Origin of the sequence: Janthinobacterium sp. KBS0711 (assembly GCF_000988085.1) — a bacterium.
GTDB lineage: Bacteria > Pseudomonadota > Gammaproteobacteria > Burkholderiales > Burkholderiaceae_D > Janthinobacterium > Janthinobacterium lividum_E.
The window spans coordinates 101,451-123,363 of sequence record NZ_LBCO01000029.1; the positions used below are offsets into that span (position 1 = coordinate 101,451).

At 61.9% G+C, this 21,913-nt stretch carries 23 protein-coding genes; 7 read left to right on the forward strand and 16 right to left on the reverse strand.

Annotation, left to right across the window (positions count from 1 at the left end; genetic code table 11):
• The first annotated feature begins 3 nt into the window (after positions 1–3).
• Both VM94_RS18360 and panC read left to right on the forward strand, forming a co-directional pair.
• Entirely contained in the window at positions 4–936 is a 933-nt protein-coding gene (locus VM94_RS18360) for a segregation and condensation protein A (RefSeq protein WP_046684781.1), read from the forward strand.
• Positions 937–990: 54 nt separating this feature from the next.
• A complete protein-coding gene (gene panC / locus VM94_RS18365; RefSeq protein ID WP_046684782.1) occupies positions 991–1,830 on the forward strand; it encodes a pantoate--beta-alanine ligase in 840 nt (279 codons plus the stop codon).
• Between the two features lie 54 nt (positions 1,831–1,884).
• Here panC and VM94_RS18370 read toward each other — a convergent pair whose 3' ends face one another.
• Together VM94_RS18370 and VM94_RS28750 are read right to left on the reverse strand one after the other, a co-directional pair.
• Positions 1,885–2,337, reverse strand: coding sequence for a hypothetical protein (locus VM94_RS18370; protein ID WP_046684783.1), 453 nt, complete (start codon positions 2,335–2,337; stop codon positions 1,885–1,887).
• 98 nt (positions 2,338–2,435) lie between these two features.
• Entirely contained in the window at positions 2,436–2,633 is a 198-nt protein-coding gene (locus VM94_RS28750; protein ID WP_185982176.1) for a hypothetical protein, read from the reverse strand.
• Between VM94_RS28750 and VM94_RS18375 the strand changes: the two genes are divergently transcribed.
• On the forward strand, positions 2,632–3,384 hold the full coding sequence (locus VM94_RS18375) for an SDR family oxidoreductase (protein WP_235432951.1): 753 nt from the start codon (positions 2,632–2,634) through the stop codon (positions 3,382–3,384). The genes VM94_RS28750 and VM94_RS18375 overlap by 2 nt on opposite strands.
• A 77-nt stretch (positions 3,385–3,461) precedes the next feature.
• Here VM94_RS18375 and cheY read toward each other — a convergent pair whose 3' ends face one another.
• From cheY to flhD, 14 genes are all read right to left on the reverse strand, one after another.
• Entirely contained in the window at positions 3,462–3,860 is a 399-nt protein-coding gene (cheY, locus tag VM94_RS18380; protein WP_010396677.1) for a chemotaxis response regulator CheY, read from the reverse strand.
• Between the two features lie 147 nt (positions 3,861–4,007).
• Positions 4,008–5,078 carry a protein-glutamate methylesterase/protein-glutamine glutaminase gene (locus VM94_RS18385; protein ID WP_035826603.1) on the reverse strand — a complete coding sequence of 357 codons (1,071 nt, stop codon included), beginning with the start codon at positions 5,076–5,078 and terminating at the stop codon, positions 4,008–4,010.
• A 108-nt stretch (positions 5,079–5,186) separates the two neighbouring features.
• The gene (gene cheD / locus VM94_RS18390) at positions 5,187–5,795 is read right to left on the reverse strand and encodes a chemoreceptor glutamine deamidase CheD (RefSeq protein WP_034758343.1); all 609 of its coding nucleotides are present in this window, start codon (positions 5,793–5,795) and stop codon (positions 5,187–5,189) included.
• Between the two features lie 9 nt (positions 5,796–5,804).
• Entirely contained in the window at positions 5,805–6,677 is an 873-nt protein-coding gene (locus tag VM94_RS18395) for a CheR family methyltransferase (RefSeq protein WP_046684784.1), read from the reverse strand.
• 71 nt (positions 6,678–6,748) lie between these two features.
• Entirely contained in the window at positions 6,749–8,470 is a 1,722-nt protein-coding gene (locus VM94_RS18400; protein ID WP_046684785.1) for a methyl-accepting chemotaxis protein, read from the reverse strand.
• 195 nt (positions 8,471–8,665) lie between these two features.
• Positions 8,666–9,172: a chemotaxis protein CheW gene (locus VM94_RS18405; RefSeq protein ID WP_034758356.1), complete on the reverse strand. Its 507-nt coding sequence runs from the start codon at positions 9,170–9,172 to the stop codon at positions 8,666–8,668.
• 30 nt (positions 9,173–9,202) lie between these two features.
• Positions 9,203–11,404, reverse strand: a complete 2,202-nt coding sequence (gene cheA, locus VM94_RS18410; protein ID WP_046684786.1) for a chemotaxis protein CheA — start codon at positions 11,402–11,404, stop codon at positions 9,203–9,205.
• 43 nt (positions 11,405–11,447) lie between these two features.
• Positions 11,448–11,813, reverse strand: coding sequence for a response regulator (locus VM94_RS18415; RefSeq protein WP_034758362.1), 366 nt, complete (start codon positions 11,811–11,813; stop codon positions 11,448–11,450).
• Positions 11,814–11,896: 83 nt separating this feature from the next.
• Entirely contained in the window at positions 11,897–12,445 is a 549-nt protein-coding gene (locus tag VM94_RS18420; protein ID WP_034758366.1) for a hypothetical protein, read from the reverse strand.
• 46 nt (positions 12,446–12,491) lie between these two features.
• Entirely contained in the window at positions 12,492–13,469 is a 978-nt protein-coding gene (motB, locus tag VM94_RS18425; RefSeq protein WP_046684787.1) for a flagellar motor protein MotB, read from the reverse strand.
• Positions 13,470–13,527: 58 nt separating this feature from the next.
• On the reverse strand, positions 13,528–14,388 hold the full coding sequence (gene motA, locus VM94_RS18430) for a flagellar motor stator protein MotA (protein WP_034758373.1): 861 nt from the start codon (positions 14,386–14,388) through the stop codon (positions 13,528–13,530).
• 218 nt (positions 14,389–14,606) lie between these two features.
• Positions 14,607–15,368 carry a class I SAM-dependent methyltransferase gene (locus tag VM94_RS18435; RefSeq protein WP_046684788.1) on the reverse strand — a complete coding sequence of 254 codons (762 nt, stop codon included), beginning with the start codon at positions 15,366–15,368 and terminating at the stop codon, positions 14,607–14,609.
• A 120-nt stretch (positions 15,369–15,488) separates the two neighbouring features.
• Positions 15,489–16,052 carry a flagellar transcriptional regulator FlhC gene (gene flhC / locus VM94_RS18440; protein WP_046684789.1) on the reverse strand — a complete coding sequence of 188 codons (564 nt, stop codon included), beginning with the start codon at positions 16,050–16,052 and terminating at the stop codon, positions 15,489–15,491.
• A gap of 60 nt (positions 16,053–16,112) precedes the next feature.
• Positions 16,113–16,430 carry a flagellar transcriptional regulator FlhD gene (flhD, locus tag VM94_RS18445; protein WP_010396649.1) on the reverse strand — a complete coding sequence of 106 codons (318 nt, stop codon included), beginning with the start codon at positions 16,428–16,430 and terminating at the stop codon, positions 16,113–16,115.
• Positions 16,431–17,037: 607 nt separating this feature from the next.
• Between flhD and kynU the strand changes: the two genes are divergently transcribed.
• From kynU to VM94_RS27350, 4 genes are all read left to right on the forward strand, one after another.
• Entirely contained in the window at positions 17,038–18,288 is a 1,251-nt protein-coding gene (gene kynU / locus VM94_RS18450) for a kynureninase (protein WP_046684830.1), read from the forward strand.
• A gap of 8 nt (positions 18,289–18,296) precedes the next feature.
• Positions 18,297–19,187 carry a tryptophan 2,3-dioxygenase gene (kynA, locus tag VM94_RS18455; protein WP_046684790.1) on the forward strand — a complete coding sequence of 297 codons (891 nt, stop codon included), beginning with the start codon at positions 18,297–18,299 and terminating at the stop codon, positions 19,185–19,187.
• A 23-nt stretch (positions 19,188–19,210) separates the two neighbouring features.
• Positions 19,211–19,756, forward strand: a complete 546-nt coding sequence (locus VM94_RS18460) for an RBBP9/YdeN family alpha/beta hydrolase (RefSeq protein WP_046684831.1) — start codon at positions 19,211–19,213, stop codon at positions 19,754–19,756.
• 102 nt (positions 19,757–19,858) lie between these two features.
• Positions 19,859–21,913 carry a toxin-antitoxin system YwqK family antitoxin gene (locus VM94_RS27350; RefSeq protein WP_138828862.1) on the forward strand — a complete coding sequence of 685 codons (2,055 nt, stop codon included), beginning with the start codon at positions 19,859–19,861 and terminating at the stop codon, positions 21,911–21,913.

Genomic DNA, 21,913 nt, shown 5'->3' on the forward strand with positions numbered 1-21,913 from the left:
ACGATGTTGCCTGAAGAGTCTGCAGTCACGCCGGAAGCCGACGCTTCCGGCGCCGGCGCAGTCATCGAGTCGCCCCAACCTGTCGCTGACGGCGACGGCAGCGGCGACCCTGCAGCATCCGCCACGGCAGTAACGGACGCGGCACCCGCCGTCGACCCGCTGGGCATCGCCCGCCTGTATGGCGAGCCGATGATGCGCATGCCGACGGATTTGTACATTCCGCCGGACGCGCTGGAAATCTTCCTCGAAGCCTTCGAAGGCCCGCTCGACTTGCTGCTCTACCTGATCCGCAAGCAAAACTTCAACATTCTCGATATTCCGATGGCGCAGGTGACCCTGCAGTATCTGAAATATGTCGACCAGATCCGCGTGCGCAACCTAGAACTGGCGGCCGAGTATCTGTTGATGGCCGCCATGCTGATCGAGATCAAGTCGCGCATGCTCTTGCCTTCGCGCAAAAGCGACGTCGAGGAAGATGGTGGCGATCCCCGTGCCGAACTGGTGCGCCGCCTGCTCGAGTACGAGCAGATCAAGCTGGCCGCCTACGACCTGAACGCCATCCCGCAGTTCGAGCGCGATTTCGTGCGCACGCAGATTTTCATCGAGCAAAGCCTGACGCCCACCTGGCCCGACGTGGAACCGGTGGACTTGCAGCAGGCGTGGCTCGACGTGCTGAAGCGGGCCAAGCTAACCCAACATCACCGCATCAGCCGCCAGGAACTGTCCGTGCGCGAGCACATGTCGAGCATCCTGCGCCACTTGCAATCGTCGCGCTTTGTCGAGTTCAGCGAGCTGTTCGACATTGCCGGCGGCGTGCCCGTGGTGGTGGTCAACTTCGTGGCCCTGCTGGAACTGGCCAAGGAAACCCTGATCGAAATCACGCAGGCAGAACCGTTTGCCCCCATCTACGTCCGGCTGGCCTATTCGCCCGCCTGACCCCTTCCCTTTGTCACTGACCACCGTACAACGGGGTTTTAGCGAAAGCAATCCATGAAAATTATTTCCGACATCGAAGAATTGCGCGACCAGCTCAGCGGACAGCTGCGCACGGCGTTCGTCCCCACCATGGGCAACCTGCACGAAGGCCACCTGTCGCTGATGCGTTTGGCGCGCAAGCATGGCGACCCCGTCGTCGCCTCGATCTTCGTGAACCGCCTGCAATTCGGCCCGAACGAAGACTTCGAAAAATATCCGCGCACCATGGCGGCCGACATCGCCAAGCTGGAAAAGGAAGGCGTGTACGTGCTGTTCGCGCCGACGGAAAAGGAACTGTACCCGGAACCGCAGGAATACCGCGTGCGCCCGCCCGATGACCTGGGCAATACGCTGGAAGGCGAGTTCCGCCCCGGCTTCTTCGAAGGCGTATGCACGGTCGTCACCAAGCTGTTCTCGTGCGTGGGTCCGCGCGTAGCCGTGTTCGGCAAGAAGGATTACCAGCAGCTGATGATCATCCGCAACATGGCGCGCCAGTTCGCGCTGCCGACGGAAATCATCGCCGCCGAAACCTACCGCGCGGACGATGGCCTGGCCTTATCGTCGCGCAATATGTATCTGTCGGAAAGCGAACGCGCGGAAGCGCCGGAGCTGTTCAAGGGACTTAATTTCGTGGCCGAAGAAGTGCGCAAGGGCAACCTGGCCGTCGGCGAACTGGAACAGGCCAGCATGCAGCTGTTGAACAGCCGGGGCTGGAAATCGGACTACATCGCCGTGCGCAAGCGCGCCGACCTGCAAGCGCCTAGCGCCGCCGAACTGGCCGCCGGCGAACCGCTGGTGGTGCTGGCCGCCGCCAAGCTGGGGCAGACCAGATTGATCGACAATCTGGAAATCTAAGCGCAGTCACAACGGGGCCATTCGGCCCCGTTTCTTTTTTTACTTCTTCATCCTTTACTTCTCCATCCCTACCAGCTTGAGTTCGGCAAACAGCGGCTTGTTGCTGCCGCGTGCTGCTTGCAGCATGTCGTAGCTGGCCGCATCGAGCACGATTTCCTCTCCCGCCCACAGCTTGCGCTGGTTCGCGGGCAGCCGCAAGCTGCGCAGGATGGCCCGTACCTGGGCCGGATCGGCTGCCAGCAGGCGGATGGCGCGCGCATGGCGCTGCGTGCCCGTGAGGATAGGCAAGCCGCCCTCGGGGCCATTCTGGCTCAGGCTGACATAATCCTGGCCACCCACGCGGTGCAGATAGGCATGCCGGCCATCCGCTTCGGCAGGCGGCTGCACGGCCGGCTCCTGCATCTCGACAGACGCGACAGGCGCCACGGCGGTTTGTTCAAGGCTCACGCCACAGGCCGCCAACAGGGCCGTGCTCAGGGCGAAAAATAATACGGGTGCTCGGCGCATCGTGCGCTCCTTCTTGTCGGGGTCGGGGACAAAGGTGGAATACTGCAGCGATCATGGGCCAAATTATTTGACGTGTAAAGTTAACTTTAGGAAATATTTCATTCCTGTGCGCAATTACTTGCAGGCACCGTGATCTGGCCTGCGCATACCGGACAAGCCAGCAGCCATTGTTGATCTAATTTGCACGCTGTAACTATCAATGCCATCTTTATCCACATGTCGATAAAGATCACAATGGCTGCACTGGTTCGCAGCGACAGCATGCGGGCTTCCCACCACGACAGGAGAACAGCCATGAACATAACATCCAGCCCCGCCAAGGTCGCCATCGTCACGGGCGCTTCGCGCGGCATCGGCGCGGCCATCGCCCGCCGCCTGGCGCGCGACGGCATGCAGGTCGTCGTCAATTACGCCAGCGCTAACGTGGAGGCGGAGCAACTGGTGGCGGCCATCGTGGCCGACGGGGGCGCCGCCATCGCCGTCAAGGCCAACGTGGCCGAGGCAAGCGACGTGCAAGCGCTGTTCGATGCGGCCGAGTCGGCCTACGGCGGCGTCGACGTGCTGGTCAACAATGCCGGCATCATGCCGCCCGCACTGCCTGCCCTGGCCGACACGGACGACGCCACCTTCGACAGCCTGTTCGCCATCAACGTCAAGGGCAGCTTCAACACCATGCGCCAGGCGGCGACGCGTTTGCGCCACGGCGGCAGCGTGGTCAACTTCTCGACCAGCGTGATTGGCCTGGCCCTGCCCGGCTACTCCATTTACGGCGCCACCAAGGCGGCCATCGAGACGATGACGAATATCTTCGCCAAGGAGTTGCGCGGCAAGAACATCACGGTCAACGCCGTGGCCCCCGGACCCACGGCCACGGCGCTATTCCTGAACGGCAAGACGCAAGAAACCATCGAACGCATGGGCAAGATGGCGCCCCTGGAACGCCTGGGCACGCCGGACGACATCGCCGCCGCCGTGGCCTTTTTGGCAGGGCCGGATGGCCGCTGGATCAACGGGCAAACCCTGCGCGCGAATGGCGGCCTGGTGTAAGCAAGACGCAAGTTGACGAAAAAAAACGCTGCCGGTTTGCACGGGCAGCGTTTTTCCTGATTGGTATCAAGCCGTGATCAGGCGCCGGCTTTTTCCAGCTTCTCGAAAATCTTGTTCAGCTTTTCATCGAGGGTCGCGGCCGTGAACGGCTTGACGACATAACCGCTGGCGCCAGCTTGCGCGGCGGCGATGATGTTTTCTTTTTTCGCTTCGGCGGTGACCATCAGCACGGGCAGCTTGGCCAGTGCGGGATCGGCGCGGATATGCTGCAGCATCGTCAGGCCATCCATGTTTGGCATGTTCCAGTCCGAAACGACGAAATCATACGATTCCGCGCGCAGCTTGGCCAGGCCCATCACGCCGTCTTCCGCCTCATCGACGTTGGCATAACCCAGTTCCTTCAACAGATTCCGGACAATGCGGCGCATCGTCGAAAAATCGTCAACGACTAAAAATTTCATCTTTGGATCAGCCATGAATAACTCCGTTGTTTCTGTAGCGGTTTGTTAATAATATCGACATGAATGCCGACATTATGGTCGACACTACGGCAGCAAGTTGTAGGATAGCATTTTCGTTGCTTTTAGGCGAACAAACTTGCCTCAGATCATATAAAACGTGGCTTACACGCGCAAAGCACGCATGCCATGCGCGGCCAGGTGTCCCAACACCATGCCAGGCAGCGCCGTCAGAGCGCCGACCTCATGCGTAGCACCGACGGCGATCGCCTCGCGCGGCATGCCGAACACCACGCAACTGGCTTCATCCTGCGCAAAATTATACGCTCCTGCGGCCTTCATCTCCAACATGCCTTGTGCGCCATCCTTGCCCATGCCGGTGAGGATCACGCCGACGGCATTTTTACCGGCCGATTGCGCGGCCGAACGGAACAGCACATCGACGGACGGGCGGTGGCGGTTCACCGGTTCGCCCTGGTCGATCTTGGTCATGTAGTTGGCGCCGCTGCGCGTCAGGGTCAGGTGCGAATGGCCGGGCGCGATGTAGGCGTGGCCGGGCAGCACGCGTTCGCCGCCTGCCGCTTCCTGCACCGAAATCTTGCACAGCGAATCGAGGCGGCGCGCGAACGAGCGCGTAAAGCCTTCCGGCATGTGCTGCGTGATCAGGATGCCGGGGCAATCGGACGGCATCTGCATGAGGAATTCGCGGATCGCTTCGGTGCCGCCCGTCGAGGCGCCCACGATGATCAGCTTTTCGCTCGACGTCAGCGGGCTGCGCAGGGCCGGCAACGGCGCGGCCACCTTGTCGCCGGCCGACGGCAGGGTGCGCGCGCGGATGCGCGCCTTCGAGGCGGCGCGGATCTTGTCGGCGATCATGTCCGTGTACTCGCGCATGCCGCTCTGGATGGAAATCTTCGGCTTGGTGACGAAATCGACGGCGCCCAGTTCCAGCGCGCGCATGGTGATTTCCGAACCGCGCTCGGTCAAGGACGACACCATCAATACCGGCATCGGGCGCAAGCGCATCAGCTTTTCCAGGAAATCCAGGCCATCCATCTTCGGCATCTCGACGTCGAGGGTCAGCACGTCGGGGTTGGTCTGTTTGATCATCTCGCGCGCCACCAGCGGATCGGGCGCCGCGCCCACCACTTCCATGTCGGGCTGGCTGTTTACGATTTCCGTCATGACGCTGCGGATCAGCGCCGAGTCATCCACGATCAATACCTTGATCTTCATAGTTATCCTTCCAGGCCTTGCGGCCCGTATTCTTTATTAAATTAGTACACCGGACAAACCGCCGCAAGCCGCACAGCGCGACGCGCAGCAGGTTTGGCCTGGTGTTTGTCAGAACAGTTCGACTTCGCCGCCCACCGGCGCGACCTTGAGGCGGCTGGCGTAATCGAGTTCGCGGCGCACCAAAGTGTCGTTATGCGTCTGCATCAGTTTTTTCACCAGCACCTTGCCGCTGCGGGGGAAGAAGTACACCTTGCGCGGGTGGATGTCGTTCAGGTCTTCCGCGACCACGCGCATCTTTTCCGCTTTCAGGTAGTTGATGACGAAGGCCGCATTGCGTTCGCCGACGTTGATCGCCGTGAAGCCGCGCAGCACGGCGCCGCCGCCGAACACTTTCGCTTCCATGTTCTCGCGCCGCGCGCCCGCCTTCAGCAAATCATTGATCAGGATTTCCATGGCGTAGGTGCCATAGCGCATCGACGCGGAAATCGGGCTGTTCGGATCGCTGCCGCCATCGGGCAGCATGAAATGGTTCATGCCGCCCAGGCCCGTGACGCGGTCGCGGATGCAGGCCGAGACGCAGGAGCCGAGCACGGTGACGATCAGCATATCCTTGTTGGTAAAGTAGTACTCACCAGGCAAGATCTTGGCGGCGTCACAGTTGAACGTCCTGTCGTAATAGACGTTAGTGGCGAATTGCTCTTTGGATTCCAGGCTCATATTTCACTCTCATGTACGATGCGACGGTGCCTTGGGCGCGGTGCCCCGGGGCTGGTCGAGCTCATAGACTGTTTTACCGCGCAGCTTCAATGAATCCGACACGTACAGAAAATTCTCCGAATGGCCCGCAAACAGCAGGGCATCCGGCTTCATCAATGGCACAAAGCGCGACAGGATCTTGCGCTGCGTCGCCTTGTCAAAATAAATCATCACGTTGCGGCAAAAGATGACGTCGAACTGCCCCGTCAATGGCCAGCCGTCGGCCAGCAGGTTGAGCGGCTTGAAGGTGATCATCTGGCGCAGTTCCGGGCGCACCCGCACCTGTCCTTCGCGGTCGCCCTTGCCGCGCAAGAAAAAGCGCCGCGCACGGTCGGCCGGCATCTTGTCGAGCCGGTCCAGGTTGTAGACGCCATTGGCGGCCGTGGCCAGCACGTTCGTGTCGATGTCCGTGGCGATGATGGTGACGGGCGGCGTGAGCGTATTGAATGCCTCGCACACCGTCATGGCGATCGAATACGGCTCCTCGCCGGTGGAACTGGCCGAACACCAGATGGTGATCGGCCCGTTCAGCTTTTTCACGTGCTCAGCCAGCAGCGGGAAGTGATGCGCCTCGCGGAAGAACGACGTCAGGTTGGTCGTCAGCGCATTCGTGAACGCCTCCCACTCGTCGCCCATGCGGCCCGCTTCCAGGTCGTCCAGGTAGCGAACGAACGAGGAGATGCCGGTCGCGCGCAATCGCCTGGCCAGGCGGCTGTAGACCATTTCCTGCTTGCTGTCGGCCAGCGCGATGCCGGCCCGCTTGTAAATCATGGCGCGGACCCGTTCGAAGTCCTTGCCAGTGAAATCAAATTCCTTGACCGAATCCGTTTTAGTTTGCGGCATTTGTTTTTTACCTCTCTATGACTACTCTGACCAATGCCTTTGCAAGTATAACTAGCGGGACCGGGTTGCCGTCAGAACTCTTCCCAATCGTCGCCGCCGGCCGCCGCCAGCTTTTTCGCGGGCGGTGGCGAGCCGGCTTGCACCGTCTTTGCCAACCGCCGTGTCGTTGCCGCCACATTCGGCGCCGGCCGTGCCGCCGCCTTGACTATTGACGCGGGCGCGGGCATGGCCGCCTGCGCCGCGCTCTCGCCGTCGAGCTTGAAAATGCTGACGGCGGCGCCCAGATTCTGCGCCTGCTCCTGCATGCTTTCGGCCGCCGCCGCCGCTTCCTCGACCAGCGCCGCATTTTGCTGCGTCATCTGGTCCATCTGCGCGATGGCCTGGTTCACTTCCTCGATGCCGTGGCTCTGTTCCTGCGTTGCCGCCGTGATCTCGCCCATGATGTCGGCCACCTGCCGGATCGACGTGACGATCAGGCCCATGGTTTGCCCCGCCTCGTCCACCAGGCGGCTGCCCGCATCGACCTTGTCGACCGAGTCGCCGATCAGGCCCTTGATTTCCTTGGCTGCGCCAGCCGATCGTTGCGCCAGATTGCGCACTTCCGACGCCACCACCGCAAAACCGCGTCCCTGCTCGCCTGCGCGCGCCGCTTCGACGGCCGCATTCAACGCCAGGATATTCGTCTGGAACGCAATGCCGTCGATGACGCCGATGATGTCGACGATCTTGCGCGAGCTGTCCTTGATGGAACCCATCGTATCGACCACTTGCGCCACCACCTTGCCGCCCTGCTCCGCCACCGACGATGCCGACACGGCCAGCTGGTTGGCCTGGCGCGCGTTGTCCGCGTTCTGCTTCACGGTCGACGTCAGCTCTTCCATCGACGACGCCGTCTCTTCGAGCGAACTGGCCTGCGTTTCCGTGCGCGCCGACAGGTCCGCATTGCCGCTGGCGATCTCGCGCGACGCCACGGTGATCGTTTCCGTGCCCTTGCGCACGTCGCTGACGGTCTGCACCAGGCTCTCGTTCATGTCCTTCAATGCCTGCTGCAGCGCGCTCGTTTCATCCTTGCCTTCGACCACCACGCGCGACGTCAGTTCGCCGGCCGCCACCTTCTGCGCCACGGCCAGGGCGCCGGACAATGGCACCGTGATCGAGCGCGTGATGAAGATGGCGCACCAGGCGCCGATCGCCACCGCCGCGCCGCCCAGGATGAACAGTACCGTCATCAGGCGCGCATCGGCCGCCAGCGAGTCGTCCATGAAGCTTTGCTGCGCCACGTGCTGCAAGTCGAGCAGCTTGTTGATATCGGCCAGGGTCGTCTTGTTCAAGGGATCGATGCGGGTGGCGATCACCTTCGCCGCGCCCTCGCTGTTAAACGCCAGCACCTGCCCCATCGCTTCCTTGAAGGCGGCATCGACTTCGCCGTCGACCTTGGCGATATTGGCCAGCAGCGCCTTCTCGCCATCGGACAGGCCCAGGGTGGCCAGCTTGCCGCGCGCGCCGTCGTACAGCTTGCGCTGCGCGCGCACCTTGCCCTCTTCCGCCTGCATCAGGGCCACATCGCCCTGCAGGCCGATATTGCGCATGGCGATACCGGTTTCCAGCATCGCGCTTTTCATCAGCGACGCCTGCGTATTCTTTTCGCTTGCCAGCTCCAGGCCCGTGAGCAACTGGGCCTTGTTACGGTAATTCAGTGCATTCGCCGAAACGATCACCACCACCAGGATGGCGAGGATGCTGCCAAAACCTATCCCCAGCCGGGTGCCTATCTTGAAATCGCGCAAACTCATTACAGTCTCCAATATTTATGTGAACGGCGCCCGTTCAACCGGACGGCGCCGTGTTGTGGCCTGGTCTCTGTCGGACCTTGCAGCCTGCCGGCGCGCCTCTCAATACTGCTCGCGCCGGTACATGCATATCTGTAGTGATTCTTTGCGTGCTAAAACGGCGGCGCACCGGGCGCCGCCTTGCTGCCATGCGGAGGCTTACGCCGCCAGCTTGTCGATCAGGCCCATCTCGCTGCTCGACATCAGCTTGTCGATGTCGACCAGGATCAGCATGCGCTCGTCGATGGTGCCCAGGCCGATCATGTAGTCGGTCGAGAAGGCGGTGCCCATTTCCGGCGCCGGTTTCACCTGCTCCGGCGTCAGGGTGGTGACGTCGGAAACGCTGTCGACCACCATGCCCACGATACGGCCGCCGATGTTCAGGATGATCACCACCGTGAACTGGTCGTACACGGGCGTGCCCAGGTTGAACTTGATGCGCATGTCGACCACGGGAATGATGATGCCGCGCAGGTTGATCACGCCCTTGATGAATTCAGGCGCGTTGGCGATGCGGGTGACCGCTTCGTAACCACGGATTTCCTGGACCTTCAGAATATCGATGCCGTACTCTTCGGAGCCCAGGGTGAAGGCCAGGAATTCACGGCCGGCGATGTCCTTGCCGTCGCCCGCATTGCTTCCGGATGTTTGTTGAGTATCTGACATGGTGGGTTTTCCTATCTTTATCTATCGGTATTACGAAAAAATGGACTCGTCGGCCAGCTGGCGCGAGGAACGGATCAGGGCGGCGACATCGAGAATCAGCGACACGCCGCCATCGCCCAGGATGGTGGCGCCGGAAATGCCCACCACCTTGCGGTAATTCGATTCGAGGTTTTTCACCACGACTTGCTGCTGCCCCACCAGGTCGTCGACAAACAGGGCCGCCTTGCGCCCTTCCGTCTCGAGGATCACGCAGATGCCTTCCGACGGGCTGGTAAAGCGCGGCGCGATGTCGAACATCTGGTACAGCGGGATCAATGGCAGGTATTCGCCGCGCACTTTCACCACCTGCCCTTTGCCACTGATGTCCTTGATGTCTTCAACGGCTGGCTGCAGCGATTCGATGACAAAGCCCAGCGGTAAAATATACACTTCGTCGCCCACGCGGATCGACATGCCGTCCAGGATGGCCAGTGTCAGCGGCAGCGAGATGGAAATCGTCGTGCCGAAACCTTTCGCGGAACGGATGTCGACGACGCCGCCCATGGCGCTGATATTGCGCTTGACGACATCCATGCCCACGCCGCGGCCCGACACGTCGGTAACGGCTTCGGCGGTGGAAAAGCCGGGCGCGAAAATCAGCTGCCACACGTCGGCGTCGCTCATCGTCTCGGATACGTCCAGGCCCTGCTGCGCGGCCTTGGCCAGGATGCGCTCGCGGTTCAAGCCCGCGCCGTCATCGGATACTTCGATGATGATGTTGCCACCCTGGTGGCTGGCCGAGAGGAACAGCCGGCCGGCCTCGGTCTTGCCGGCGGCCACGCGGGCGGCCGGCATTTCCACGCCATGGTCGATGCTGTTGCGCACCAGGTGCGTGAGCGGATCGACGATGCGCTCGATGAGGCCCTTGTCCAGTTCCGTGGCGGCGCCATTGGTGATGAAATCGACCTTCTTGCCCAACTTGGTGGCCAGGTCGCGCACCATGCGCGGGAAGCGCGAAAAGACGAAATCCATCGGCATCATGCGGATCGACATCACCGCTTCCTGCAAGTCGCGCGTATTGCGCGTCAGGTGGCTGACGCTGTCGAGCAGCTTTTCATGCAGCATCGGGTCGAGCGCGCTGGCGCGCTGCTCGATCATCGCCTGCGTGATCACCAGTTCGCCCACCAGGTTGATCAGCTGGTCGACTTTTTCGATCGAGACGCGGATCGACGACGATTCGGCGCCGGCCTTGTCGCCTTCTTTCTTGGCCGGTTTCTTTTCCTGCTCCGCTTCGGCCACGGCGCTGGCCACGGCAGGCGCGGCGGCAGCGCTGGCGTTGCCCGCCTTGGCCGCGTCGGCGCGTATCTGTTCGAGGGGCTGGAAGAAACCATAGCCCTGTTCGGCGTCACTCTGCACGCCGGCGGCGGCGCGGATGTCCTCGAGCGGCTGGAAGAAGCCATAGCCGGGGTCCGTCGCGCCCTGCGCCGCAGGCGCGCCTGGCAGCGGGTCGAAGAAACCGTAGCCCTGCGCCTTTTCCTGCGCCGCGCGGGCCGCTTCCGCTTCGCCTGGCGCCAGCGGCGGCGCCTGCGTGATCACCATGTCGTCCGGATTGAGCACGAACGAGCAGATGGCCAGGATATCGTCCAGGCTTTCATGCGTCGTCACTTCCAGCACCTTGCGCGCGTCGGGCAAGGCGGACACGGCGACGTCGCCCAGCAAGCCCAGTTCGGCCGCCAGCGCATCGACTTCGCGCGGCTCCATGGCTGGCAGTTCCAGGCGGATGCGATGGCCGCCGGCATGGCTGACGGCCGCCTTTTCCGCCGTATGGAAGGCTGGTGCGACGGGCGTGAGCGCAGCCACGGGCACGTCATGCGAAAACGACTGCAGCATCATGCGCACATTGGCCACGGCATCCTGGTCGACGGCGCTGCCGAGGCGATGGCCGTCGAGCTGCATCTTGAGGATATCCTTGGCCGCCAAGAAGGCGTCGACGTGTTCCGCCGTCAGGGCCATCTGGCCCTGGCGGATGCGGTCGAGCAGCGACTCGAGGATGTGCGTCACCTCGCTCATGTCGGAGAGGCCGAACGTCGATGCGCCGCCCTTGATCGAATGAGCGGTACGGAAAATGGCGTTCAGGTCTTCGGCGTCGGGCGCCGCAATATCGACGGCCAGCAGCAGCCGTTCTTTTTCAGCCAGCAGTTCTTCGGCCTCATCGAAAAAGACCTGAAAAAACTGGCTAATATCGATGGTCATAGGGTGACTCCGTCAATTGCATCATTGCACTGCGCGGCTGGCATCAGCCGATCACCTTCTTGACCACTTCGATCAGGCGTTGCGGATCGAACGGCTTGACCAGCCAGCCATTGGCGCCGGCGGCACGTCCCTTCGACTTCATCTCGTCCGACGACTCCGTCGTCAGCATCAGGATGGGCACCTTCTGGTAGGTCGGCAGCTCGCGCAGCAGCTTGATCAGTTCCAGGCCATCCATGCGCGGCATGTTCTGGTCCGTCAATACCAGGTCCACGGTTTGCAGCTTGGCTTTTTCCAGTCCGTCCTGGCCGTCGACGGCCTCCACCACCTGGTAACCGGCGGCTTTCAGGCTGAACGCCACCATCTGGCGCAATGAGCTGGAATCGTCCACTGCAAGTATCGTTTTGGCCATCTTTGCTCCCACTTATTCCGGGCATCCTGCCCGAGTATTTGATTAATCAATCCATGCAACCACAAGCGCTCCGCACTGGCATGCTAGAACAGCTCGATGTCGCCACTTTCCAAATGCTGTTGACTGACAGCCTTGCGCAGCACGCTGCGCAACTCCAGGCTTTGAATCGCCAGCGCCATGCTGACCCGACCCAGCAAGGCGACAATTTCTTCATTGTCGCTCTCCGGCAACATTTCCGCGCCATGCTCGCCCAGGGTCCCGAGGAACTCGCGCAAGCCCGTCACGCGCTTCAAGGTGCGCTCGATCAGCTGGCTGGTCATGTCCTGGAACTGCAGGCTGGTGATGGCGGCATTCACATAGCCCCCCACCTCATCCTGCAACGCCAGCAGTTTTTCCCGTTGCTGCTCGGCCGGAATACCGCCGTCGAGCAGCAACGCGATGGTGTCTTGCTGCGCAGCGACGGCTGCGTGTATCGCCATGAAATTGAAGGACAGCTTCTCGATCGCCTCTTCCAGCAAGATGCCGGTCTGCACCAGGTCGGTTTCCACCTCCGTCAAGTGCTTGCGGCCATGGTCCGACACGCCAGACAGCAGGCGCTTTACATGCGAGCCAAGTATTTTCTTTCTTGTCATAAAGGTCTCATTGTTTCAATACACCACGCGTCGACAGACTTGCGTGTTATTTTTTCGCCGCTGCCGGGGCGGGGACTGGCGCCGCCGCGGGCGGCGCACCGGCCGCCAGCCCTGAAGCGACAGCGGCGGAAGCGGCATCGGTCACCGGCAGCTCGATCGCCGAACCATCGCGCAGGACATTTTCTTCCGTGCGTTTGTTCATGACGATGATGCTGATGCGCCGGTTGATCGGATTGAAGGGGTCGAGCTTGTCCAGGTGGGCGGCCGAACCCAGCCCCACCACGCGCAAGACTTTTTCTTCCTTCATGCCGCCGATCACCAGTTCGCGCCGCGACGCATTCGCGCGGTCGGCCGACAATTCCCAGTTGCTGTAGCCGGCATCGCTCATGTAGGGCGTCGAATCCGTATGGCCGGACAGGCCGATGCGGTTCGGCACTTCATTGAGCACGGAGCCGATCGCGTGCAGGATTTCCTTGGTGTACGGTTGCAGATTCGCATTGGCGAGCGCAAACATCGGACGGTTCTGCTCGTCGACGATCTGGATGCGCAAGCCTTCGCTGGTGATATCGAGCAGCAACTGGTTCTTGTATTTTTTCAGCAGGGGATTGGCGTCGATGGTCGCTTCGATGCGCGCCTTGAGCGCCTGCAGGCGCTTGCCTTCCTCGCGTTCGAGCGCGGCCTTGGCGGAATTGAGGTCGAACGATTTGCGCTGCTGCTCTTCCTGCGCCTTGCGTACTTGCCCATCCTGGCGCGACAGGTCCTGGCCGCCGCCCTGGATCACGGAATTGCTCTCGCCGCTGCCGGAGCCGCCCGCCATGGCCACTTTCAAGGGCGTCTTGAAGAATTCGGAAATGCCGTTCAAGTCGCCCTTCGAGGTGGAGCCCAACAGCCACATCAGCAGGAAGAAGGCCATCATGGCCGTGACAAAGTCGGCATAGGCGATCTTCCACGCCCCGCCATGGTGCCCGCCAGCCGTCTTCTTGATACGCTTGACGATAATCGGGCGCATGCCTTCATCGGCCATGGCGTCCCCCTTCCGTGTGCTGCAAATGACTCATGGTGTCCAAGCGTGTATTCACTGCTTACTTCGTTTTCGATTTCTTGATGTGGTCTTCCAGCTCGTTGAACGTCGGGCGCTCGGTCGAGAACAGCACCTTGCGGCCGAACTCCACGGCCAGCGCCGGCGCATAGCCGTTCAGGCTGGCCAGCAGGGTCACTTTCACGCACTGGAACATCTTGCTCGACTCTTCCAGCTTCTGCTCGAGCAGGCTGGCCAGCGGACCGACGAAACCGTAGGCCAGCAAGATGCCGAGGAAGGTGCCGACCAGCGCGTGCGCGATCAGCATGCCCAGCTCGGCCGGCGGAATGCCCACCGACTCCATCGTGTGCACCACGCCCATCACGGCGGCAACGATACCGAACGCGGGCAAGCCATCGCCCACCTTGGCGATCACGTGGGCCGGCACGGCGCCTTCGTGATGGTGCGTCTCGATTTCATTGTCCATCAGATTTTCGATCTGGAACGCATCCATATTGCCCGACACCATCAGGCGCAGGTAGTCGGTCATGAATTCGACGATGTGGTGGTCGGCCAGCACGGCCGGGTATTTCGAAAACAGGGGGCTTTCTTCCGGCTTGTCGATATCGCCTTCGATCGACATCAAGCCTTCCTTGCGCACCTTGCTGAGCACTTCGAACAGCAAGGACATCAGTTCCATGTACAGCTCTTTGGTATAGCGCGAACCCTTGAACAGGCTCGGCAAGGCGGCGATCGTCGCCTTGATGGCCTTGTTATTGTTACCAACAAGGAAGGCGCCCAGGGCGGCGCCGCCGATCATCAGCAACTCCAGCGGCTGGAACAGCGCCGCCAGATGGCCGCCGGCCATTGCGAAGCCGCCAAAGACCGAGGCGCAGACGATGATGTATCCGATTATGACTAACAAGTGCCCTGACTCCCAATAATGGCCGGGGCTGTGTGCCCGGCATGTTCAAACCTGTTCCTGTCTTCTGGCGGCTGCGCCACCGGCGGAGACTGCGGCAAAAAAGCAACCGGAAGTTAATTGAAATGTGTTGATTTTCAATGCAATTCCGAGAAAATGCCGTGTGGAACTACAATAACGTGAGATTGCCCCACGGGCAAGCAAATAACGCAGACAATTGCTTAAAAGCACCATATGTAAAGCAAAGGACCACCCTCTGTGGCGGCGATGGTCTTATCGGGCTCGCGTGCCGCGATGTGGAATTCGTAACTAAGAAGCATGCTACCGGGCAACATTTCCCTTTCCGCCTTGCTCCACAGGGCCGCCATCGCCGCCGGCGACAGGTAAGCGAACACGGCATCGTAGCGGCCGAAGTCGAGCGCTTCATAGTCGCCGCGCAGGAAGCGCGCGCGGCTGCCCGCCAGCCTCGCCCGCAAGTGGCTTGCCAGCCACGGCAGCGGCGCCAGTTCGATGCCGGAAAACTGCCCGTCGGGCCGGCGCCGCGCCAGGTCCAGCACCAGGCCGCCCAGGCCGCTGCCGATATCGACCAGCCGCACGCCGGGACGGTCCGCGATCAGCTCGGCCACGGCCTGCCACACCTTCGGCCCCGAAGGGTAAAACGGCACTTGCGTGCGAAACGTGGACCAATACAGGCTCAACAGGAAAACAAAAGTCGCCAGGAACACGGCCGGGGGCAAATCGAGCAGGCTGGCCGCCAGCAAGGCGGGCGCAAACAGCAGGCCGATGGCGCACCACCAGCGCGCCAGTCCCGCCCGCCAGGTAATAAACGCCGCCAGCACGCCCTGCACCAGCGCCACGGCAGGCAGCGACATGGCTACGCCGGCACGCGCCAGGCCATATACCAATAGCAACATCAAGGGAAAGGCCAGCACCTGGATCAGGATGGCCTTGAGCGCGGGCGCGCGCAGGATTTGTTGCAGCATGGGCAAGTTAAAGGAGGAAAACGCCAGTGTAAGCGAAAGCACCATAAAAAAACCGGAGTCCGGTCTGGCGACCGCTCCGGTTTTTACTGAGGCTATATTGGGACAGTAATTCGGGCAGTATCAGGCGGCAACACCCGGCGATGCACCAGCGGCCGCTTCATCGCGCGCCTTCCTGGTCTTGCCGGCCCGCGAAGGCATGTGGCACAGGCCGCACACATAATCGGCGTTCAGGTCGAGGCAGTTGACGACGAACTTGCCGCCGCACTTGCCGCAGGGCGCCATGTCCAGCATCTTGCTGCTGAAAAAGCGCACCAAGGTCCAGGCCCGCGTCAGCGACAGCAGCGGCTCTTCGCCCGCTTCGGGCGGCATCTGTTCCAGATACAGTTTATAGGCCTTCATCACGGCTTCGATGCCCGTGGCGCCGGCGTGCTCGACGAGGAATTTGTGGATATTGATGAACAGCGAGGAATGGATATTCGGTTGCCAGGTGAGGAACCAGTCGGTGGAAAACGGCAGCATGCCCTTGGGCGGCGAGACGCCCTTCAATTCCTTGTACAGATTCAGCAGGCGTTCGCGCGACAGCGAGACTTCCGTCTCCAGCAGTTGCAAACGCGCACCCAGCTGTATCAATTCGATGGCCAGCTGGATTTCCTGCGCTTCCGATACGACACTTTTCTTGGCCATGCTGTGTACTCCGCGACTGACTGATACTGACTAACTGCTACTGACTGAAAGCTTGCTGTATCAAGCGATTTCTTCGACGCCCTGGCCTGCCATGAGAATGGCGGCATGCGACTGGGCCAGCGAACGGTCTTTATTGTAGTTCGTCAACATGCCCAGGATGGCGCTGTCGTCGAAGCGGAAGCGGGCCAGCATCATGTTGCCGCCAGCAAGCTTGAGGATCTGCGCATTGCTCATGCCTTCGATCAGTTCGGCGATGTCGGCGGCGATGCCCAAACGGAAGATGGCCGTTACCTTGTCCGCACGAATCATTTGCTGGGCCAGCATCAGGTAGCTCAGGTTAGCGTCGCGAATCTCAGCCATCATGTCGTTAGCAGTCATTTCCATCTCCTCAATCCGTTGAATTCAGCTGGCATTGTTTGTTGCCAGTGAGATACATTCTGCAGGAGCAACATTAAACGCAACAGAGGCGCAGCGCTGTATTTTTGGTCGGGGAATAGCGGATAGGATCGTAGGTGTTTGTCTGACAAACACTGCTCGATCATGGTCGCACGCCAGTAACGGCGCGGATGTGGGTGGTTGGCTCCATGCCGGATTTAGCCAACTTTGGGCCTGTAAAAAATATCACTTTTTTACAACAACTTGATTGGAATCAAGCCTGTCTACCTAGATAACGGCTGCTCTGGCAGGAACTTTAGGGCTTTTTTGAAAAATATTTCAAAAACCCCGCATTCTTTTTCGGCCGGTTTGACACCGTTCATGTAATTGTTGACGGCGGCCCTTGGGAAAACTTTAGGGTTATTTGAAAATATTTTTAAAAATCGTGATTTTTTTCGTTGACGCCCCGCACGACGGCACTTTCCGCGCTTCATCCAGCGCGGAAATTCCGCTTTTCGGCATGGATTTGCTACACTGCCTGCTCCCGCACAATACTTTAAGCTTCAAGCAATATCGTGCCATTGAGCCAAGTATCAATATGAAAGCCACCATGATTTCTCGACATGACTGCAGCGCGCGCGACCTCGACGATCCCCTGGCGCCATTGCGCCAGCAATTCGACTTGCCGCAAGGCGTGATTTACCTCGACGGCAATTCCCTGGGTGCGCGGCCGACAGCGGCCCTGGCCCGCGCCCAGCACGTCATCACGGCCGAATGGGGCACGGACCTGATCCGCAGCTGGAATACGGCCGGCTGGTTCGACCTGCCCAAGCGCCTGGGCGACCGCCTGGCCCCGCTGCTGGGCGCCGGCACGGGCGAAGTGGTGATTACCGACACCACCTCCGTCAACCTGTTCAAGGCCCTGGCCGCCGCCCTGCAGATGCAGGCCAGCGAACCCGCGCATGCGGCGCGGCGCATCATCGTCAGTGAACGCAGCAATTTCCCCACCGACCTGTACATGGCGCAAGGCCTGGCCGCCTGGCTCGACCGCGGCTACCAGCTGCGCCTGGTCGACAGTCCCGAAGAACTGGCGCAAGCCATCGATGCCGATTGCGCCGTCGCCATGCTCACGCACGTGAACTACCGCACCGGCTACCAGCACGACATGGCCGCCATCAGCAGCCATTGCCATGCGCAGGGCGTGCTGGCGCTGTGGGACCTGGCCCATTCGGCCGGCGCCGTGCCGCTGGACCTGAACGGCGCCGGCGCCGACCTGGCCGTCGGCTGCACCTACAAATACCTGAATGGCGGTCCTGGTTCGCCCGCCTTCATCTGGGTGCCGGAAAAACACCAGGCGCGCTTCCGCCAGCCCTTGTCGGGCTGGTGGGGCCACGCCACGCCGTTCGCCATGGACCCGGGCTTCGCGCCGGCAGACGGCATCGCCCGCGCCCTGTGCGGCACGCAGCCGATACTCTCGCTGGCCCTCGTCGAATGCGGCCTCGATATCTTTGCGCAAACGAGCATGGAAGCCATCCGGCGCAAGTCGCTGGCCCTGACGGATCTGTTCATCGCGCTGGTGGAGCAGCGCTGCGCCAGCCATCCGCTGGGCCTCGTCACGCCGCGCGAGCATGCGCGCCGCGGCAGCCAGGTCAGCTTCACGCACCCGCATGGCTATGCCGTCATGCAGGCGCTGATCGCGCGCGGCGTGATCGGCGACTACCGCGAACCGGCCATCATGCGCTTCGGCTTCACGCCGCTGTACACGAGCTTTGCCGACGTGTGGGATGCCGTGGAAATCCTGCGCGACATCCTCGACACCCAAGCCTACGACATCGCCGCCAAGCGCGATGCCGTCACCTGAATCACCCCATGAGCGACGACAAGAATATGAACAAGGAAAACACGAGCGGCTGCCCCATGCATGCCGGCGCCCAGCAAGGCACCGAATGGCATGGCGCGCAGATGGATTTCAGTGAATCCATGAGCTACGGCAATTACCTGGCGCTGGACCGCATCCTCACGGCCCAGCATCCGCTGTCGCCGAACCACAACGAGATGCTGTTCATCGTGCAGCACCAGACGAGCGAATTGTGGATGAAGCTGATGCTGCACGAAATGCACGCCGTGCGCGCCAACCTGCAAAGCGGCGACCTGGCGCCCGCCTTTAAAATGCTGGCCCGCGTGGCGCGCATCATGGACCAGCTGGTGCACGCCTGGGACGTGCTGGCCACCATGACGCCGCCCGAATACACGGCCATCCGTCCCTACCTGGGCGCCTCTTCCGGCTTCCAGTCCTTCCAGTACCGCGAAATCGAATTCATTTTGGGGAACAAGAACGCCGCCCTGCTCAACGTGCACACGACGGCCCCGGAAACCTACAAGGTGCTCGACGCCGCCCTGCGCACGCCATCCGTCTACGACGAGGCCATCAAGCTGCTGGCGCGCAGCGGCTTGCCTATCTCCCCCGAGCGCCTGAACGCCGACTGGACCCTGCCGACCAGCGCCGACGCCTCCGTCAAGGCGGCGTGGCTGGAAGTCTACCGCGACCCGTCGAAACACTGGGCCTTGTACGAGCTGGCCGAAAAGCTGGTCGACCTGGAAACGGCCTTCCGCTTCTGGCGCTTCCGCCACGTGACGACGGTGGAACGCATCATCGGCTTCAAGACGGGCACGGGCGGCACGGCGGGCGTCAGCTATTTGCGCAAGATGCTCGACGTGGTATTGTTCCCCGAGCTCTTTGCCTTACGCACGGAGCTCTGATTTCAATTTCAAAAGGAGAAATGATGTCGCCTCTGGTCCTGACCCTGGCCGGCCTGTGGAATTCCGGGCCGCAGCATTGGCAAACCCATTGGGAAGCGCGGCATCCGCAATGGTCGCGCGTGCCGCACCGGGAATGGCAGACGCCGGACAAGGACGAATGGGTGGCGGAGCTCGACCGCGCCATCGCCGCCTGCGAGCGCCCGCCCGTGCTGGCGGCGCACAGCCTGGCCTGCACGCTGGTGGCCCATTGGGCGGCCAGCGGCTCGCCGCACAAGATCGCCGGCGCTTTCCTCGTCGCTCCCAGCGATGTGGAAGCGCCCTCCTACCCCACCGGCACGACGGGCTTTGCGCCGATGCCGCTGCAAGCCTTGCCGTTTCCCAGCCTGGTAGTGGCCAGCGGCGATGATCCCTACGTCAGCTTCGCGCGGGCACGCGCGTTTGCCGCCGCCTGGGGCAGCGATTTCACCATGATCGGCGACGCCGGCCATATCAACGGCGACGCCGGCTACGGCCCGTGGCCGGACGGCGAACAGCTGCTGCTGGACTTCTGCGCCGCGCACCAGCCGTAAACCGGGGCGCGCACACGATAGACGCGCGCCCATTTGCCCACAAGTAAGAACGCAGGCAGAATCGTGGCCTTTCCATTGCGGCGCCCCGGCGCCAGCCTCACGATGAAACGTCTGCTTCTGCCCTTGCTGCTCTGCTCCGCCTTTGCCCACGGCGCGCCCTTCTACGAAGGCAAGAGCCTCGCCCATCCCGCCATCACCGCCTCGCAGGACAGCGGCTTCGACATCGCCTTTCTCAAGGAAAAAGAGGGCGTCAACGGCTATTACTGCGAGTGCAAGAGCGGCACCTCGAAACCCATTTTGCTCGACCAGTTCGGCAACGCCGTCATCCGTTCCGTCTTCTACGCCTCGCTGGACAAGGAGTCGGACGACAGCGTGCAAACCATGCTGGTGCTGTTCCGCCAGGACGGCAAGAACGGCTTGCGCGCCTACCGCTACCACCGCAGTTCCGGCAGGTACCGGCGCCTGGACGGCTTGCAGCCGGCGTTGAACCGCATCGTGGCGCAAAGCGCCGCGCCCAACGCGGGCCAGGTCAAGGCGGCGCTGGCCAAGCTGGCGCCGATGGACTACAGCGTCGCGCGCGGCAAGAGCGGCAATGCGGACTTCGACGCCATCGACCATACCCAGGGCACCGTCGTCGGCTACTACAGCGACGAGGGCAAGCCCGTGGAGGCTGGCAGCCAGGACGCCATCACCTACAAGAAAACCTTCGAGAAGAAAGGCGAGCGTTTTCTCACCGCCAGCTACACCCTGTACAGCGATGCGGGCGCCGGCATCCTGCGCAATTACCGCCTGTGGCAAGTAACGTGGGAAACGGCGCCGAAGCAGTTCACGGGCAGCCAGGAAGGCCCTTCCGTCATCTACAGCCTGGCCTGGGACGACGGCTCGGTGGTCGAGCGGGGCCAGTACGCGAAAGGCAAGCGCCAGGGCCTGTGGGTGCGCGACGGCATGCACGAAGGCAGCGAAAAGGGCCATTTCGTCGACGGTCTGCAAGAAGGCCTGTGGTCCTTCAATTACCCCAGACAGAGCGAGAGCGGCATGTACCGGGCCGGCAAGCGCGAAGGCCGCTGGACGGTCGTCAACTATGCCGATGCAGAGGAAGTGACGGGCTTTGACACCTACGCGGGCGGCCAACTGAACGGCCCACACGAACGCAGCATGGGCGGCAAGCTGCAAACGCGCGGCAACTACGTGAACGGCTCGCGCCATGGCGCGTGGATCACGGAAGACGGCGACGGCAGCTTCATCGAAGGCTTGCGCGACGGGCCGTGGAAGCTCAAGCTCAAGGACAAGGCCACGCAACGCGTCACTTTCGTGCAAGGCAAAAAACAGGGCGAAGCGATCGACACGGATGCGCAGGGCGCGCTGCGCCTGCGCGACCATTACCAGGCCGGCGTGCTCGAAGGCAGCCGCACGCGCTATCTGGGCCCGGCCGGCAAGGAATACGTGGTCTACACGGCCACCTACCGCAACGGCCAGCTCGATGGGCGCGAACAGGCGTTCGACGACAGCGGCAAGATCCTGCGCCTCGACACCTTGTGGGAGATGGGCAAGAAGCAGGGCCTGGACGCGCGCTACTACCCGAGCGGCAAGCGGGAACGCCTGGCCGTCATCGACCAGGGCCGCCTGCTCACGCACCTGCGCGAATACTATGAGGACGGCCAGCTGCTCAACGACATCCACCGCTGCACCTTCAGGGAATACGGCAGCACGCGCGACGACGTGTGCGAGTACCACCACATGTACTACCCGGACGGCAAGCCGCAGTATTACTACGCCTTCCAGTACGGCCAGCGCCAGGAAGGCTATTCGAACTACCCGAACGGCAAGCGCAAGGATGAACTGCTGGTCGACCGCGCCGCCGACACCTCCGTCTTGAACCTCTATTACGAAAGCGGCCAGCTCAAATGCACGGAGCCGCGCAGCGGCCACAGCACGCGCACGGTCAACGGCGAGACCATGATCAGCTACGCTTCGGCCGACCGCGACGGCGACAATATCTGCTACCACCCGAACGGCAAGGTGGCCAGCATCTACACCTTCCGCAAGCGCGTGCTCGTCGAGTGCGGCAAGCGCTACGACGACACGGGCAAGCAGACGTTTCCGGGGCCGGAAGGCTGCCCTCCGCCCAGGAAAGTCGACTACCCGATAGGACTGTGA